Genomic DNA, 15,384 nt, shown 5'->3' with positions numbered 1-15,384 from the left:
CATCCTACGCTGCTAATTCGCGGTGTCTTGCTCGGCCCGCCCGGCCGCAAATCTCGACCAGAAAAAATCCACCACTCCGAGGCCGGCCAGCGCCCATGCGAAAAATAATTCGGCCCTCAAATAGATTTTCGCGCCGACCAGGCCGCCCCAATGGGTCAGGATGATGCCTGTCACGATCAGGACCGTGCTTCCTTCCAGGGTGGGGGCTTCTCGCCCAAACGCACGAAGCGTGACTGCGAATGCCAGAACAGGACAGCCACGGCGCCGAAGGCAACCGCGGCGAGGAGATAGAAATCTGGCATCGAAAGACACGTTTCACCGCATGACGCTTGCGCGTACCGGGCCAGCTTGCAACGGTAGGTAACATGAGCCACGCCGCCAAACAGCAGGATAAAGCTCGTCAAATGACCGAGCGCGCGGAGTTCCGCACCTCGCCGGGTGGTCCAGGCGCTAAAGCGGATGGCGGCTTCGCGAACCGTCCTGTTGCGGCATTGGGTTAGTTGCATGGCCGGTTAGACGGGGCGACGGGCCGGTGGGTTCATCTCCCAGAAGCCGGTGCAGGGTGGGCAAAGGCGCACTTGCGCCGTGCCCACCATCAAGACCGTTGCGCGGAATGGTGGGCACGCTGCGCTTTGCCCACCCTACGAAGCTGCCCTGCTAGTGGGCCGCGAGAAACCCCAGCACCAACTCATTGTATTTCGCCGGCGCCTCCAGAAACACCAGGTGCCCGGTACCCGGGATCACCTCGGCGCGAGCGTTCGGCATCTTGGCGGCGAGGGCTTGGGCGAGGTCGGCGTTGTGGCCCATCTTCGGCCGCAGCGCTTCGGGGGCGTTGGCTTTGCCCGGCGCGTTGTGATCGTCGGCGCCCATGATGAACAGGGTCGGCCGCGCGATGAGCGGGATTTCATGCGCCACCGGCTCGCGGTAGATCATCTGCGCGGAGCTTACGAAGGCGCGCAGCCAGCGCGGATATTCGGCGCTGCCCTTGATGTTGAAACGTGCATCGATGAACGGCGTCACCTGGTCCGCCGGCAGTTTTAGCGCATAATTGGTCTCGAGCTGCTTGCGATATCCGTCAGCGGTCAATTTGTCCTCGTTCTCCAAAATCTTTTCGGTCGGCGTCGGCGGCACATAGAGACGGTAATCCTCGAGCCCGATCGGCGCGGTCAGCACGAGATGGTCGACGCGGTCAGGGTAGGCGCGGGCGATCCGCACGCCGAGCATTCCGCCGAGCGAATGGGCGACGATGTCGGCCTTGGCGATTTGCAGATGATCCAGCAGCGCCATCGTGTTGCGCGCCAGCGTGTCGAAATGCAGCTCGCCTTGCGGCTTGGAGGATTTGCCGAACCCGATCTGGTCCGGCACCACCACGCGATAGCCCGCGTCCGAAAGCGTCCTGATCACCGGCGCCCAATAGCTCGACGGGAAATTGCGGCCGTGCAGCAGCACCACGGTGCGTCCGTTCGGCTGCACTGGGGCGACATCCATATAGGCCATCCGCACTTGCTCGCCGTCGTTGGTGAGCGGCAGCAGGCTGACCGGATAGGGATAGGCGAATCCTTCCAGCCCGATGCCATAGGGCTCGCGCGTGGCGGCGCTGGCTGGTGCATGAAGTGAAGCGAGCAGGGCGCTGGCGAGCGCCGCGGCACAAAGACGATTCATTGGGAACTCCGACGGCGGTGATCTCGCGTGGCGGCATCGGAATCACGACGCGATGTCCACTTCAGGCAACGACATACCGGCGTTATGGTTTCGAGTGGAAGGGGGGAGCCCTTCACGAAACGTCACCATCGCTTGATCGGGATCGCCCGCCATGAGCGGCGCGGACAAGTCGCGCCAGCGATCCTGCGTGCTCAGGCCTGAAGCCCGACGCCTTGATCACCGGCGCCCCCAGCGCGTAAGGTGATTCTCCACCAATTCCGGTATCTACCCTTCAATGATTGAAGACGACCCGACTGAAGAGATTTCACGGATCGAAGCGCGGCTTGAGGAGCTTGCCGAGGCCGCCGAGCGATGCCGGAAGTATATTCTGGCTTCCAAGGCGGCCGTCGCCGGCGGCGCCGCCTTGCTGCTCGTCACGATGCTCGGCCTGTTAGGGGCCGGTCAGACGGCAGCCCTCGGATCGATCGCGATGATCCTTGGCGGAATTGTCTCGCTCGGATCGAATGTCAGCACCTTGCGGCAGACGGAGGAAGCCATCGGCGCCGCCGAGCTGCTCCGGTCCGATCTGATCAGCAGGATCGACCTGCGGATGGTCGCCGACGCGCCGATGAAGCTGGCTTGACGTGTGGCGGTCGCCTTGATGGATGCAACCGCGCGTGCGGGCCAACAACTACTGTTTTGATCCGGTCCAGCTTCCGACACATCCATCGGATCGCCGGAACGAACCGGAGCCGCTGCGGCCCGAGAGACGGCCGGACATGGTCCAACTCAGGCTCCCGGCGCTTCCGACCCCGGAGACGGAGCCATTCGGGCTGACTTGACCGGTGCCATATTGGCCCACCATCTTGCCGCTGGTGACGACCACCGTATCGGTGGAGCTGGCGCAGGTGTTCCCTACGCTGCGAAGAACCCACGCTCCATCGAAATTGCCACCGCCGCCGCCACTTCCGGCACCCCTGTTTCGCGATGCCCGGCGCGGCTCCTGCGCTTCGGGCTTGCTGGTTCGCGCCGGCTTTGAGCGTTCAACCGCCCGCGGCGTCGCGCGCGAACCGGACAGCGACTTTTCGTCATTGCCGATGCTGCCGCCCGCGCTCCCTGATTGCGCGCGCGCCATATCGGGCAAGGCGACAATGGCGAGCGTGGCTGACAGCAGGGCGGCCTTGACGAAATATCGAATGACGTTTTGCATAATAAATTGGTGTCCAAAAAGGGAGGGTCCTGGGGACCCACGGCAAAACAGCGCCGATCTACAGCAAGACTTGCCGGTCTCGCCGCACTCGTCAAGCGCTGCGCCCTTCGGACTTTGGTCTGTGTGCCGCTAAGCGGGGCAGTGCCGTAGGGTGGGTTAGCGCAGCGTAACCCACCATCTTTGTGTCGGTCATCGCATCGGTGGGTTACGCCTGCGGCTAACCCACCCTACGATTCTACGATTCCGGTTAGCTTCTCACTTCATCCCCATGCAACTCGCATAGAACGTCGTGGTCGCCGGCCAGTCCGAGAACATGCCGCGGATGCCGACCTGTTTTGCGAGCACATCGAGCACCGTCAGCGTGTCGCCGTCGCGGTCGATGGCCGGCTTGATGGAGCGATGATAGAAGCCGCCGCCCTTGTTGAGCGGGCCGTCGCGCTCCAGCGACCAGCCGATCAGGTCGAGGCCGGCGGCCTTCGCGGCCTTGGCGTATTCGGACGGGATGATTTCCTTTTTGTCGTTCAGCGTCAGCATGGTCCAGATCGGCGGCGCCAGGATTCTGACGCCCGATGCCTTCAGCTCGGCCATCGACGGCTTCCAGGTCTCGGGCTTGCCGGGATCAAGACCCTGCTTCTCGTAGCGGTCCTCGAGATAGACCGCCTGCGCGCCAAAGTCGGGTTCGGCCTTTACCCAGAACAGCACGTCGGAAAGATTAAAGCTTTGCGCGAACACGTCGCTCGCCGGAACGCCCGCGGCCTTGTAGGCCTGCAGCATTTGCGCGGCATACTTCTCCTGGGTGTAGTCGCCGTCGAACGGCATCGGCACTTCGGGCGACTTCAGCTCGGGCGTGAACTTGGCGCCGAGGCTCTTGATCAGCGCGATACTTTCGTCATGCGTCATCAGCGTGCCGGAGGCGGCGTAGAGATCCGTCCGCCACCGCGGCGTGCCGTTCTGGTAATCGGCCACGTTGGTGGCATCAGGATTGAAGCTGTCCATTTTCGCGGTCAGCGACTTGAACTCGGCGAGCGTGATGTCGCTGGTGCAGCACTTGGCGGAGGCCTTCTTGCCGGCGGCCGGGTCGGACGGGCTGAATCCTTGCGTGCATTTCGCAGCGAGCGCCGGCACCGACAGGATGTTGGTGGTGGTGTGCAAATCGCATTGTGCATGCCGACAGACCAGCTGGCGGTCTTTGGTGAAGGTCACGTCACATTCGATGATGCCGGCGCCCATCCGGGCTGCGGCGGTATAGGATTCCCTGGTATGTTCAGGGAATTGCATCGCCGCGCCGCGATGGCCGATCGAGAAATCGGTCTTGTGAAACGGGCCGGTGCACTGGCTGAGCTTTTCCTTGAGCGGGCCATCCTTCATCTTGTCGACGAGGTAGAACGGGCGCGGGCCGATCTGCGCCTCGCGCGGCAGGGGCACGCTTTGCGCCGCGGCGGGGGCGACGGGCGCAAACATCGCGAGCGCGGAGAGCAGAACCAGAAGGCGGCGAGCGTGCATGAACGAACCTCGGAAGTGGCGGTGTCTCGGAAGTGGCAGTGTAAAGAACGGATATCACCACGACATTATGACGTCTGCGTGTGGGGTTGCGCTCGCTCGGCGTTTATCTACAGTTTACGGGGTCGCACGGCGGCGATCTTACGCAAAATAACAATCGGGAGGAACCGAAATGCCCAAAACCCTGTTCGTCGTCCGCGCCACCGTGACGGATGCCGCAAAGCGTCAGGCGTTCGATGCCTGGTATTCGCGCGAGCATCTGCCGGACGCGGTCAAATCGTTCGGCGCCGAGAAAGCGTGGCGCTACTGGAGCCTCAGCGATCCCGCACTGCATCACGCGATGTATCAGTTTTCCGACGAGGCCGCGCTCGATCGCGCGACCAAAGCTCCCGACATGACCCGACTGATCGCCGATTTCAACCGCGACTGGCCCGACGTGACGCGTACGCGCGAAGTGCTGGTGCTGGCCGAGGAGTTTGGGAAGTAAGCTCCGCTGTCGTCCCGGCCTTGAGCCGGGACCCATACGCCGCGGCCACTGTTGTTGGAAAAGGAAGATACGACCAGCGTGTAAAACAATGACCGCCAGTGGTTATGGGTCCCGGCCTTCGCCGGGACGACGTTAGTGGCGGACGGCAAACCTGAACGCGCAGTTCAGCTGGCATTCATCTCGGCGCACCGAAACTCTCCTGCTCAATCCAACCGATCGCAGAGGAGGAGATGTCATGGAGCGCCGACACTTTCTGAAACTCGCCTTTGGATTTGCGGCAGGTGGTATCGCACTTGCGGCCGGCGCACAGGCCGCCCCGCTGACGCCGCAGCCGCTGGTTCCGGACGGCCAACTCCCCGCCAATCCGGATGCGCAACCCGCCGTCACGTCTGGCGATGAGGTCGATCGGCTTCAGCCAGAAGAAGTGCGCGGGGGCCGAGGTCGTGGCCGTGGCTGGGGCCGTGGCCGCGGATGGGGCCGTCGTCGCTGGGGCTGGGGCCGTCGTCGTTGGGGTTGGCGCCGCCGGCGCTGGGGCTGGCGCCGCAGGCATTACGGCTGGCGTCGCCGCTACTGGCGCCGTCGCTACTGGCGTCGCCGCTACTGGTAAGGTTCGTGGGTACGGGGCGGGGATGGCATTTGCCGTCCCTGCCTTGTTCGGCTCGGCGTGAACTTCATTCCATCGTGCTATTCAATATTCCGCGAAGTCTCGAAATTCGCCTGCGTGTCCTGCGTATGAAGGTGCTTCAGCCTTCCGCGTTCTTCGATCAGATAAAAATGGTTTCCGACGATACCGGCCTCGTTGCGGGCGCCGCGAAACACGATCATGCGGCTGTTGGCGCGGCTGACGACGGGACTGACACCTCGTGCCAGCCCGAGACCGTGAACAGCTCGATGATCTTGCCGGTGCGCGCATCGAGCAAGGTGGGCGCGACGCAGCTCGAGCCGCAGGGCAGCTTGACCACGATGTAACGGCCCGCCGCATCGATCTTCCCGTCGTCGGCTGCGGCGAAAAAATTCTCCCGGCGGGCGCGCAAATCCGGCGTCACCAGCTGCGGTTTTGCGACTTTGCCGGCGTGGACCCTGACCGGATAATCCGCGAATTTGGGCGGTGCTTCGGCACGCGCCGATAGGGTGAGGCAGGCCAGCGCGAGCGCGGTGGCGACAGATCGGTGAGAGTTCTTGGCTGGTTGCCCGGAAACGTGCATCCCGCTTCGTCTGCGCAACAAGCGCCGACGTTCAATGCCGTTCTGCCCATAAAAAAGCCCCGCCGGAGCGGGGCCTTTTGCCGAATTAAATCATGTTACCGAACGCGGCAGCGCCCGTAGGCCCAGACCATGCCGTAGGGGCAAACCCGGCCGCCGGGCCGCACAACCACAACTGGGGCCCGCACAACCGCCCGCGGGGCGACGTAGACGGCGCGCGGCGCCACCACAACGGCGCGCTTGGGCTGGCAGCCGCCATAGGGACCGCGATAATAGCCAGGGCCGCATCCGCCCGCGGCGTTGGCCGCGCTGAAGCTCGCAAACGAGGCTGCGACCAAGACTGCAGCGAAAAGGTACTTCATGTTTTCTCCCGATTTTAAGCCGCCATGCGGCGCGGTTCCGAACCTAGTCACGGAGACCTGAATAGAAAATGAATGTTGTCGATTCGTGAAACAGCAGCAAGAAATTGCCGGTTGAGCGGCTGTCACATTCCCGTTGCCGCGCCTCATTTGCGGCCAATTCGTAAACAAACGGGCTGCACGAATTAAGCTTCGCTCGGGCCGAACAGCGCCGCGAACCGCTTCTCGCCGTTGCGCGTGAAATTGACGACGCGGCTGCCCGGCGCGGTATCGCGCGCGGCCCAGTTGAGTTCGGTGAACCGGCTCATGACAGCCGCACCCAACGTGCCGGCGAGGTGGTGTCGCCGTTCGCTCCAGTCGAGGCAGGCCTTGCAAACCGGCCGGCGCGGATGCGCCAGCGTGTCGGCGTCGATCTGCAGCGACTTCGCCATGAAGCGCTTGCCTTCACCGGTGAGTTCGATGGTCTCCTTGCTTTGCCGGACCAGCTTCTGCTTCTTCATGCTGTCGAGCATTTGCACGCCGAGATCGCCGGCGAGGTGGTCGTAGCAAATCCGCGCCCGGCGCAGCGCCGGATCCTTTGGTCCGGTGCGCACGCGCATGTGGCCGGCACGGGCCGCAAGCCCCGCCAGGCCCTCGAGCACGCCGGCGACATCGGGGTCGGCGAGGCGGTAATAGCGGTGACGGCCCTGCTTCTCCTGCTCGATCAGCCCGCCGGCTTCCAGCTTGGCCAGATGCGAACTCGCCGTCTGCGGCGTGATCCCGGCCTCGTGCGCCAGCTCGGTCGCGGTCAGCGCGCGCCCGGTCATCAGCCCGGTCAGCATGTTCGCGCGCGCGGGATCGCCGACCAGGGAGGCAACCATTGCGATGTCGGGGCCTGCTTTCATAGTTCGATGATAGCCGAAGCATCGACGACGATCAAGCGGGTAGTGTTGCCTCGAACGTCATTGCGAGCGAAGCGAAGCAATCCATCGCCACACGCGGAGGAATGGATTGTTTCGTCGCTTCGCAATGACGAAAACAAAGACCGGAGAACCACATGACCATCACCGTCTTCATCCGCTACCAGCTCGATCCGTTCAAGCGGGCGATGTTCGAGGAATACTCGAAAAACTGGCTCAGCATCATTCCGAAATGCGGCGGCGATCTGATCGGCTACTGGATGCCGCATGAGGGCACCAACAACATCGCCTTCGCACTGATCTCGTTCGACAGCCTCGCGGCCTACGAGAGCTACCGGGCGCGGCTGCGCACCGACAAGGAAGGCATGGCCAATTTCAGCTTCGCCGAGGCGAACCAGTTCATCCTCGCCGAAGAGCGCACGTTCCTGCGCAAGGTCGTGGCGTGAGCGTCTGGCGGAGGCGGCGTCGCGTACCTATGTTGGCCGCGCCAACAAACAATTCGGGGAGTGACCATGCTGACAACTGCTGACAAACGCGCCGCCTTCAAGAAGTTGCACGAGAGCGGCTGCTTCATCATTCCCAATCCGTTCGACGTCGGCAGCGCGAAGGCGTTGCAGCATCTCGGCTTCAAGGCGCTGGCGTCCACCAGCGCCGGTTTTGCCTGGGCCATCGCCAAGGCCGACAACCGCGTCACCGTCGACGACGTCTGCGATCATCTCGCCGCGATCTCTGCTGCGGTCGACATTCCCGTCAATGCCGATTTCGAGGACGGCTTTGCGCATGAGGCGGACAAGGTCGGCGTCAACGTCGCGCGCGCGGTCAAGACCGGCATCGCCGGCCTTTCGATCGAGGATTTCACCGGCGACAATGCCAAGCCGCTGTTCGATCGTGAGCTCGCCGTCGATCGCATCAGGGCGGCGCGCCAGGCGATCGACGCCGACAATAGCGGCGTCCTGCTCACCGGCCGCTGCGAGGCGTTCCTGCGCGGGGTGAAGGATATGAAGCTCGTAATCGACCGGCTCACCGCCTATGCCGAGGCCGGCGCCGACGTTCTCTATGCGCCCGGAATCTCGACGCCGGAAGAAATTTCGGCGGTCGTGAAAGCGGTCGCGCCAAGACCCGTCAATCTTTTGGTCGGCGCGGCCGGGCCTTCGTTGCAGGTTGCCGGCGATCTCGGCGTCCGCCGTATCAGCGTCGGCGGTGCGCTGGCGCGGATGGCGTGGGCCGGCTTCATGAAGGCGTCGAAGGAGATGGCGGAGCAGGGCACGTTCACGGAGTTCGCGCACGGCTATCCCGGCGGCGAACTCAACAAGATGTTCAGCTAACACCGCCAACAAAAAACGCACAAAGAAAAACGCAGCGGGCGAAATGCCCGCTGCGCTTTCGTTTCAGATCACTCGTCAGATTACGCTTGCCTCAGCCGTTACTGTTTGGCCGGTGCGTCGGCCGGAGCGGGCGGGGCCGCCGGCGAGGGCGCTGCCGGACGCGGCGGCGCGGCACCGGTGGTCGTGCCGGGCTGGTTGTTGGACTTCGGCGTTACGTCACGCATGCCCGGAGGCGCCGCGGGGGTAGCCGGCTGTGTCTGCGCGGTCTGGCTGGACGGCGTGGTGCCGGCCTCGTTCACGCTGGTATTGTTCAGACCATAGAACAACGCACCCATCACCACGGCGATGGCAATCGCGAACATCGCGATCTTGGTGCCGTTGGCCGGAGCCTCGGCGAGCTGCGGGTCGGCCTGTATCTCGTTGTCGAGACTGTTCATACGTGCCTGACGGCGGATTTCGTCATCACTCAGATTGGCGCGATACGGGTCGTTCGGATTGTAGGTCATCAATCAGTTCCTCCGTTAGAACCCCAAAGTGTTTAGCGGAGATACAATGGCTGGCGCGGCCGGATGTTCCGCGTCAATCTTGCAACCGGTTAATGATGGAACCCGTGATTCGGGGTTCCATCGGATCACGAGGTTGCGAAGAGGCTGCATAAGAGGTTGCCATGTGGGCCCTGCCGCCCAGCGATACCGTGCTGCACCTGTTGTCTTATGTGGCGCTGACCGCGCAGGCGATGACGGCCGCCCTGGCCGCCGGGCGCCGCAGCATGGATTGGGCCGGCGTATGCATGCTGGGTTGCATTACCGCGCTCGGCGGCGGAACCATCCGTGACGTGCTGCTCGGGCACTACCCGCTGGTCTGGGTGAAGAACCCGTCCTACCTGGCGCTGACCGCGATTGCGGCTTTCGTGACCATCCTGATTGCGCGCCATGTGCACCGGCTCAACCTCGCATTCCTGGTGCTCGATGCGATCGGCCTCGTGGTGTTCACGATGGCCGGCTGCGACGTCGCCCGGCAAGTCGGCGCGCCGTTGCCGATCGTGATCGTCGCCGGCATGATCACGGGCTGCGCCGGCGGCGTGCTGCGCGATATCCTCTGCAACGACGTGCCGCTGCTGTTTCGCTCCGAACTCTACGCCAGCGTTTCCGTCGTCACCGGGCTGTTCTACGTCACCGCCTTCGGGTTGCAGTTGAATCACGAGCTCTGGACCGGATTGACGTTCGTGCTCGGGCTGACGCTGCGGCTGCTCGCGATCCGCTACAAATGGGAAATGCCGAAATTCGTCTTCGGCGGCGATCAACGCTAACCGACGAACGCAGCGCACCATAGCGATTCAGCCAGAATCGCCTGCAGCCAAAGGCCGCCTGGGGCGTTATCCCCAAACGCAGGGCAGCCGGCGACGTCATGCCGTTTCGTGCCGGGGCGGTCCGGCGACACAAAGCGAAACCGGCCGGCGTTCTTCCCGGCACGAAATTGCGATCTTTGATCGCGCGGCTGCCTTGCCGAGATTTGTGGTGCGGGAAGCGGAAAATCCGACATAGACTGGTTCTAAGAAGTTCTGACACCTACATAAAACACAGCTGTCGCGATCAAAGCGGACGGCAAAAGAGGGCTTAAATGGGAATCAACCAGGGTCCGATCAGTCTCGATCAGAAATACACCCAAGGAAGCGGCCATATCTTCCTGACCGGCATCCAGGCGCTGGTGCGGCTGCCGATGGCGCAGATCCGCCGCGACCGCGCCGCCGGGCTCAACACCGCAGGCTTCATTTCAGGCTATCGCGGCTCGCCCCTTGGCGGTTACGACCAGCAGCTGTTCGCCGCCCGCAAGCATCTCGAGCAATACAACATCAAATTCCAGCCCGGCGTGAACGAGGATCTTGCGGCCACCGCGGTCTGGGGCTCGCAGCAGCTCAATCTGTCGCCCGGCGCCAACTATGATGGCGTGGTCGGTATCTGGTACGGCAAGGGCCCCGGCGTCGATCGCTGCGGCGACGTGTTCCGTCACGGCAACGCGGCGGGCTCGGCCAAGAACGGCGGCGTACTGGTTCTCGCGGGCGACGACCATGGCGCCAAATCCTCCACCGTCCCGCATCAGTCGGACCACGCCTTCATGTCGGCGCTGATGCCCTATCTCTATCCCTCCAGCATCCATGAAATGATCGAGATGGGTTTGCTGGGTATCGCGATGTCGCGCTACTCCGGCTGCTGGGTCGGCATGAAGGTGATCACCGAGACGGTGGAAACCACCGCCGAGATCGACCTCACCGACGAGATGACGCCGTTCGTGATCCCGACCGATTTCGAACTGCCCGAAGGCGGCCTCAACCTGCGCTGGCCCGATGACCGCTTCGCCCAGGACCGCCGCCTGCAGGACTACAAGGGCTTCGCCGCGATCGCCTTTGCCCGCGCCAACAAGGTCAACCGCGTCACCATGGATTCGCCGAACGCCCGCTACGGCATCATGGCATCAGGCAAGAGCTACGAGGATATCCGCCAGGCGCTGCGCGAACTCGGCATCACGCCTGAAATCGCCGCCAAGATTGGTCTCAGGCTTTACAAGATCGGCATGCCCTGGCCGCTGGAGCCGGAAGGGGTCAGGCAGTTCGCTGTGGGTCTCGAAGAAATCTTCATCATCGAAGAGCGCCGCGAGATCGTCGAGAACCAGGTCAAGCAGGAGCTGTTCAACTGGCGCGACGATGTCCGTCCCCGGATCATCGGCAAGATGGACGATCACGACAAGCGCTTCCTGCCGTTTGCCGAGGAGCTCAGCGTCGCCTCGCTGGCAAGCTCGCTGACCGAGCGGCTGCTTCGACTTAATCTCAATCCCGAAATCGCAGCACAGCTGCGCGCCAAGGCCGACTGGTTCAACGGCCGGCAGGCGACGCAGATGCAGGCGGTCGCGCCGATCACCCGCACGCCGTATTTCTGTTCGGGTTGCCCGCACAACACCTCCACCAAGGTGCCGGAAGGCAGCCGCGCCTTTGCCGGCATCGGTTGCCACTTCATGGCGCTGTGGATGGACCGCTCGACCGAGACATTCACCCATATGGGCGGCGAGGGCGTGCCCTGGGTCGGCGTCGCGCCTTTCACCAAGGAAGAGCACGTGTTCGCCAATCTCGGCGACGGCACGTATTTCCATTCCGGCAGCCTCGCGATCCGCCAGGCGGTCGCCTCCGGCGCCAACATCACCTACAAGATCCTTTATAACGACGCGACCGCGATGACCGGCGGCCAGCATGTCGACGGCGAATTGTCGCCGCAGCAGATCACCTTCCAGCTTCACGCCGAAGGCATCCGCGAAATCTATCTGGTCTCGGAAAATCCCGACGCCTATCCGGCCTCCGAGATCGCGCCCGGCGTCAAGACCGCGCACCGCGACGACCTCGACACCGTGCAGAAGACGCTGCGCAAGGTAAAGGGCGCCTCTGCGATCGTGTTCGTGCAGACCTGTGCCGCCGAAAAGCGCCGCCGCCGCAAAAGGGGAACGCTGGAAGACCCGGCGCGTCGCGTCATGATCAATCCCGCCGTCTGCGAAGGCTGCGGCGATTGCTCGGTGCAGTCGAACTGCATTTCGGTCGAGCCGCTGGAGACGGAGCTCGGGCGCAAGCGCACCATCAACCAGTCGACCTGCAACAAGGACTATTCCTGCCTGAAGGGCTTTTGCCCGTCTTTCGTCACCATCGACGGCGGCAAGATGCGTAAACGCGCGGCGGCGGGTGTCGGCGATATCGGCGAACTGCCGGAGCCTGCGTCGCGCCCGACGCTGGATCGGCCCTATAACGTCGCGGTCGGCGGCGTCGGCGGCACCGGCGTGCTGACCATCGGTGCATTGCTCGGCATGGCCGCGCATATCGAGGGCAAGGCCAGCATGATCCTCGACATGTCCGGCCTCGCCCAGAAGGGCGGCGCGGTGCTGAGCCATGTGCGTCTGTCCGAACACACCGCCGACGTCACATGTTCGCGCATCGTCACCGGCACCGCCGATCTCGTGCTTGCGGCCGACGAGGTGGTGGCCGTTTCCAAGGAAACCATCACGCTCTGCGAATCCGGCCGCACCACCGGGATCATCAACACCCACCTCATTCCGATCGCCGATTTCATCCTCAACCGCGATTTCAATTTCCAGGCCCGCAAGGTCAACCACGTGTTGGAGACCGCGCTGCGCAAGGATTCGTCGTTCTTCGATTTCACAAAACCTGCCGAAATGCTGCTCGGCGATTCCATCGCCACCAACATGATGATGATGGGTTTTGCCTATCAGAAGGGCCTGCTGCCGCTCTCGGCCAAGGCCATCGAACAGGCGATCGAGGTCAACGGCGTTGCGATCAAGCTGAACATCCAGGCATTCCAGCTCGGACGTCTGGCCGCACACGACCCCGCAAAGCTGATCGCGATGATGAAGGATCAGGACGGGAGCGTCGCACCCAAGACGCTGGACGCGATGTCGCTCGACGAGATCATCGCCCACCGCAGCAACCTCCTGACCGAGTATCAGGACGCGAAACTCGCCGCCCGTTACCAGGCGCTGGTAAAGCGGGTCCGCGACGCCGCCATCGATGGCGGCTATGGCGAGGCCTTGCCGCGTGCGGTCGCGATCAACTATGCAAAGCTGCTCGCCTACAAGGACGAGTACGAAGTCGCGCGGCTCTACACCGACGGCCGCTTCGAAAAGCAGCTTCGCGACCAGTTCGAGGGCGACTTCAAGTTCAATTTCAACCTCGCGCCGCCGATCCTCGGTGGCGGCCTCGATGCGCTGGGCCGGCCGAAGAAGCGCGCGTTCGGCGCGTGGATGATGCCGGTGTTCCGGATGCTCGCGAAGATGAAGGGTCTGCGCGGTACCGCGTTCGACATTTTCGGCCACAGCGCCGACCGCAAGCTGGAACGCGACCTGATCGCCGGCTATGAGAAGGACGTCGCAACCGTGCTCGGCCTGCTGTCGCCGCTCACGCTCGACATCGCGGTCGAAATCCTCTCGCTGCCCGACCGCATCCGCGGCTACGGCCCGGTCAAGGAAAAAGCGGTGCACGACGCCAAGGCGCGCTACACGCAACTGGCCGCCGATCTCGTCAACCCGCCGCCGGCGCCAAGGCAGATCGCGGCGGAGTAGGGCGCCAAATCCTCATGGTGAGGAGGCGCGAAGCGCCGTCTCGAACCATGAGGCCCCGATCTCACCCGCGGCCATCCTTCGATACGACCACTTCATTGCTCCTCCGTCAGTCCGGGGCGCGCCTCTTGGCGCGAACCCGGAATCCATTTGCCCGCTAGCTGCGCTGTGAAATGGATTCCGGGTTCGTGCTTCGCACGCCCCGGAATGACGGCAAAAAGCTGGTGATGTAAGGTGGGTTAGCGAAGCTCAACCCACTACTTCTGAAATGCCCAAGGTGAGACATGGAGTCGGCCAAGAGGATCGTCACACTCACGCCGCTCAACGAACTCTGGAATAGTAACGGACGGCTGGATGCTCGCCGAGCTGAGGAGGTCGGGGAGACAGACATTGCGCGGCTACTGCAAGCGGGTTCGAGCTTCGTGGTTGCTGACGTGGGGCATCCTCTGCAGTGGATATCCGATGCTGATCGCTTTGCCTTCTGGGAGACCGAGGTTAAGTGTCGGTTGGTACCTCCAGATGTCGATGGCTTCCACCCTGACGATTATCCAGGCAGCTACTGCTACGTCGCGACAATGTGGAAGGGGGCATCGACCGCATCGGTCGTTGTTCTGGAAAAGCATCACTGATCTCATTCCTCATGGTGAGGAGGCGCAAACCGCCGTCTCGAACCATGAGGCCCCGATCTCACCCGCGGCCATCCTTCGAGACGGCCGCTTCGCGGTCTCCTCAGGATGAGGTTGGTATGTGCGGCGCGTAAGGTGGGCAAAGACGCGTAGCGTCGTGCCCACCATCTCTCAACAATCGCGGTAATAACCGCACTCTGCGCACCGTCGTAAAACGCAAAAGACCTCCGAGCCGAAGCTGGAGGCCTTCACTGTCACGAGGGGTACATCCGCCCTTCGCGACCACCACTGGGGCGCATCGCTGCGCTATGGTTGATAGTCATAATCCATGACCGTCAACGTTTTATGACGTTGAAAGTTTCTTTGGCATAGACGCGCTGCGCGCACTCGCGGCCGACCTCGTCAACCCGCCGCCGGTGCCGTGGCAGATCGCGGCGGAGTAGCGGGCGCTCTCATATTGTCGTCGTACCGGCCTTGAGCTCAGATGCGCAATTGCGCATCGGGGGACCCATACTCCGTGACGGTGATGTTGTAAAAGAACGCGGATAACTAACATCTCGCAAACAATTACGGCCTGTGGTTATGGGTTCCGGCTCCTGGTGCGCAATTGCGCACCGGGCCGGGACGACGGAGAGAGCAGAATCCGCCTTACGGACCAGGTTTCGTCATTGCGAGCGAAGCAATGCCCCCATTCTTCATGCGGCGCGATGGATTGCTTCGCGGAGCCTGTCATCGGGCGCGCATTCGCGCGACCCGGTGGCTCGCAATGACGGTGTGGAGGGAGCGGGTGCGACAAAACAACCCGACGGGCAAATCAGTTCTGATTTACGGAAATCGTGTCAAGCTCTAAATTTCCGAAAATCAAAAATATTTCTCTTCCCTTCGGCCCAAATCACCGGCACATTCTCGCCATCCCGTCCCACTCAGAGGGGCGTTGGCCATCGTCACAACGAGGGGCGGGGATGCGGTGGACGCTGATGTTGCGATTGACGGTCGCGGCAAAGGCGTACGGCAAAAGCGTGTGGT

At 63.0% G+C, this 15,384-nt stretch carries 16 protein-coding genes; 8 read left to right on the top strand and 8 right to left on the bottom strand.

Going from position 1 to position 15,384, the window contains the following annotated elements; genetic code table 11:
• Positions 1–12: 12 nt before the first annotated feature.
• Together JQ629_RS24805 and JQ629_RS24800 are read right to left on the bottom strand one after the other, a co-directional pair.
• Positions 13–174 carry a hypothetical protein gene (locus JQ629_RS24805; protein ID WP_212414876.1) on the bottom strand — a complete coding sequence of 54 codons (162 nt, stop codon included), beginning with the start codon at positions 172–174 and terminating at the stop codon, positions 13–15.
• Positions 175–657: 483 nt separating this feature from the next.
• Positions 658–1,662, bottom strand: a complete 1,005-nt coding sequence (locus tag JQ629_RS24800) for an alpha/beta fold hydrolase (protein ID WP_212414875.1) — start codon at positions 1,660–1,662, stop codon at positions 658–660.
• Between the two features lie 274 nt (positions 1,663–1,936).
• Between JQ629_RS24800 and JQ629_RS24795 the strand changes: the two genes are divergently transcribed.
• Positions 1,937–2,284 (top strand): hypothetical protein, encoded by a 348-nt coding sequence (locus JQ629_RS24795; protein ID WP_212414874.1) that lies wholly within the window; start codon positions 1,937–1,939, stop codon positions 2,282–2,284.
• A 48-nt stretch (positions 2,285–2,332) separates the two neighbouring features.
• Here JQ629_RS24795 and JQ629_RS24790 read toward each other — a convergent pair whose 3' ends face one another.
• Entirely contained in the window at positions 2,333–2,851 is a 519-nt protein-coding gene (locus tag JQ629_RS24790; RefSeq protein ID WP_212414873.1) for a hypothetical protein, read from the bottom strand.
• Between the two features lie 255 nt (positions 2,852–3,106).
• A complete protein-coding gene (locus JQ629_RS24785; protein ID WP_212414908.1) occupies positions 3,107–4,312 on the bottom strand; it encodes a glycerophosphodiester phosphodiesterase family protein in 1,206 nt (401 codons plus the stop codon).
• 211 nt (positions 4,313–4,523) lie between these two features.
• Here JQ629_RS24785 and JQ629_RS24780 point away from each other — a divergent pair, with 211 nt between their 5' ends.
• Both JQ629_RS24780 and JQ629_RS37965 read left to right on the top strand, forming a co-directional pair.
• Entirely contained in the window at positions 4,524–4,838 is a 315-nt protein-coding gene (locus JQ629_RS24780) for a hypothetical protein (protein WP_212414872.1), read from the top strand.
• 235 nt (positions 4,839–5,073) lie between these two features.
• A complete protein-coding gene (locus JQ629_RS37965) occupies positions 5,074–5,445 on the top strand; it encodes a twin-arginine translocation signal domain-containing protein (RefSeq protein WP_212414871.1) in 372 nt (123 codons plus the stop codon).
• A gap of 214 nt (positions 5,446–5,659) precedes the next feature.
• Here JQ629_RS37965 and JQ629_RS24770 read toward each other — a convergent pair whose 3' ends face one another.
• From JQ629_RS24770 to JQ629_RS24760, 3 genes are all read right to left on the bottom strand, one after another.
• The gene (locus tag JQ629_RS24770) at positions 5,660–6,043 is read right to left on the bottom strand and encodes a hypothetical protein (RefSeq protein ID WP_212414870.1); all 384 of its coding nucleotides are present in this window, start codon (positions 6,041–6,043) and stop codon (positions 5,660–5,662) included.
• Between the two features lie 95 nt (positions 6,044–6,138).
• Entirely contained in the window at positions 6,139–6,402 is a 264-nt protein-coding gene (locus tag JQ629_RS24765; RefSeq protein WP_212414869.1) for a GCG_CRPN prefix-to-repeats domain-containing protein, read from the bottom strand.
• 182 nt (positions 6,403–6,584) lie between these two features.
• Entirely contained in the window at positions 6,585–7,283 is a 699-nt protein-coding gene (locus tag JQ629_RS24760) for an ArsR/SmtB family transcription factor (RefSeq protein WP_212266116.1), read from the bottom strand.
• Between the two features lie 152 nt (positions 7,284–7,435).
• Here JQ629_RS24760 and JQ629_RS24755 point away from each other — a divergent pair, with 152 nt between their 5' ends.
• Both JQ629_RS24755 and JQ629_RS24750 read left to right on the top strand, forming a co-directional pair.
• A complete protein-coding gene (locus JQ629_RS24755) occupies positions 7,436–7,744 on the top strand; it encodes an NIPSNAP family protein (protein ID WP_212414868.1) in 309 nt (102 codons plus the stop codon).
• A gap of 66 nt (positions 7,745–7,810) precedes the next feature.
• Entirely contained in the window at positions 7,811–8,623 is an 813-nt protein-coding gene (locus JQ629_RS24750; RefSeq protein WP_212414867.1) for an isocitrate lyase/PEP mutase family protein, read from the top strand.
• A gap of 98 nt (positions 8,624–8,721) precedes the next feature.
• Here the strand turns inward: JQ629_RS24750 and JQ629_RS24745 are convergent, their stop codons facing one another.
• A complete protein-coding gene (locus JQ629_RS24745; RefSeq protein ID WP_212387978.1) occupies positions 8,722–9,129 on the bottom strand; it encodes a hypothetical protein in 408 nt (135 codons plus the stop codon).
• Between the two features lie 161 nt (positions 9,130–9,290).
• On the opposite strand from JQ629_RS24745, the gene JQ629_RS24740 reads away from it, so the two are divergent.
• From JQ629_RS24740 to JQ629_RS24730, 3 genes are all read left to right on the top strand, one after another.
• A complete protein-coding gene (locus JQ629_RS24740) occupies positions 9,291–9,932 on the top strand; it encodes a trimeric intracellular cation channel family protein (RefSeq protein WP_212266120.1) in 642 nt (213 codons plus the stop codon).
• Between the two features lie 311 nt (positions 9,933–10,243).
• The gene (locus JQ629_RS24735) at positions 10,244–13,735 is read left to right on the top strand and encodes an indolepyruvate ferredoxin oxidoreductase family protein (protein ID WP_212414866.1); all 3,492 of its coding nucleotides are present in this window, start codon (positions 10,244–10,246) and stop codon (positions 13,733–13,735) included.
• Between the two features lie 281 nt (positions 13,736–14,016).
• The gene (locus JQ629_RS24730) at positions 14,017–14,361 is read left to right on the top strand and encodes a hypothetical protein (protein ID WP_212414865.1); all 345 of its coding nucleotides are present in this window, start codon (positions 14,017–14,019) and stop codon (positions 14,359–14,361) included.
• Positions 14,362–15,384 lie beyond the last annotated feature (1,023 nt).

Source organism: Bradyrhizobium sp. AUGA SZCCT0222, assembly GCF_018130205.1.
Taxonomy (GTDB): domain Bacteria; phylum Pseudomonadota; class Alphaproteobacteria; order Rhizobiales; family Xanthobacteraceae; genus Bradyrhizobium.
This window is presented reverse-complemented; position numbering and strand designations above follow the sequence as displayed.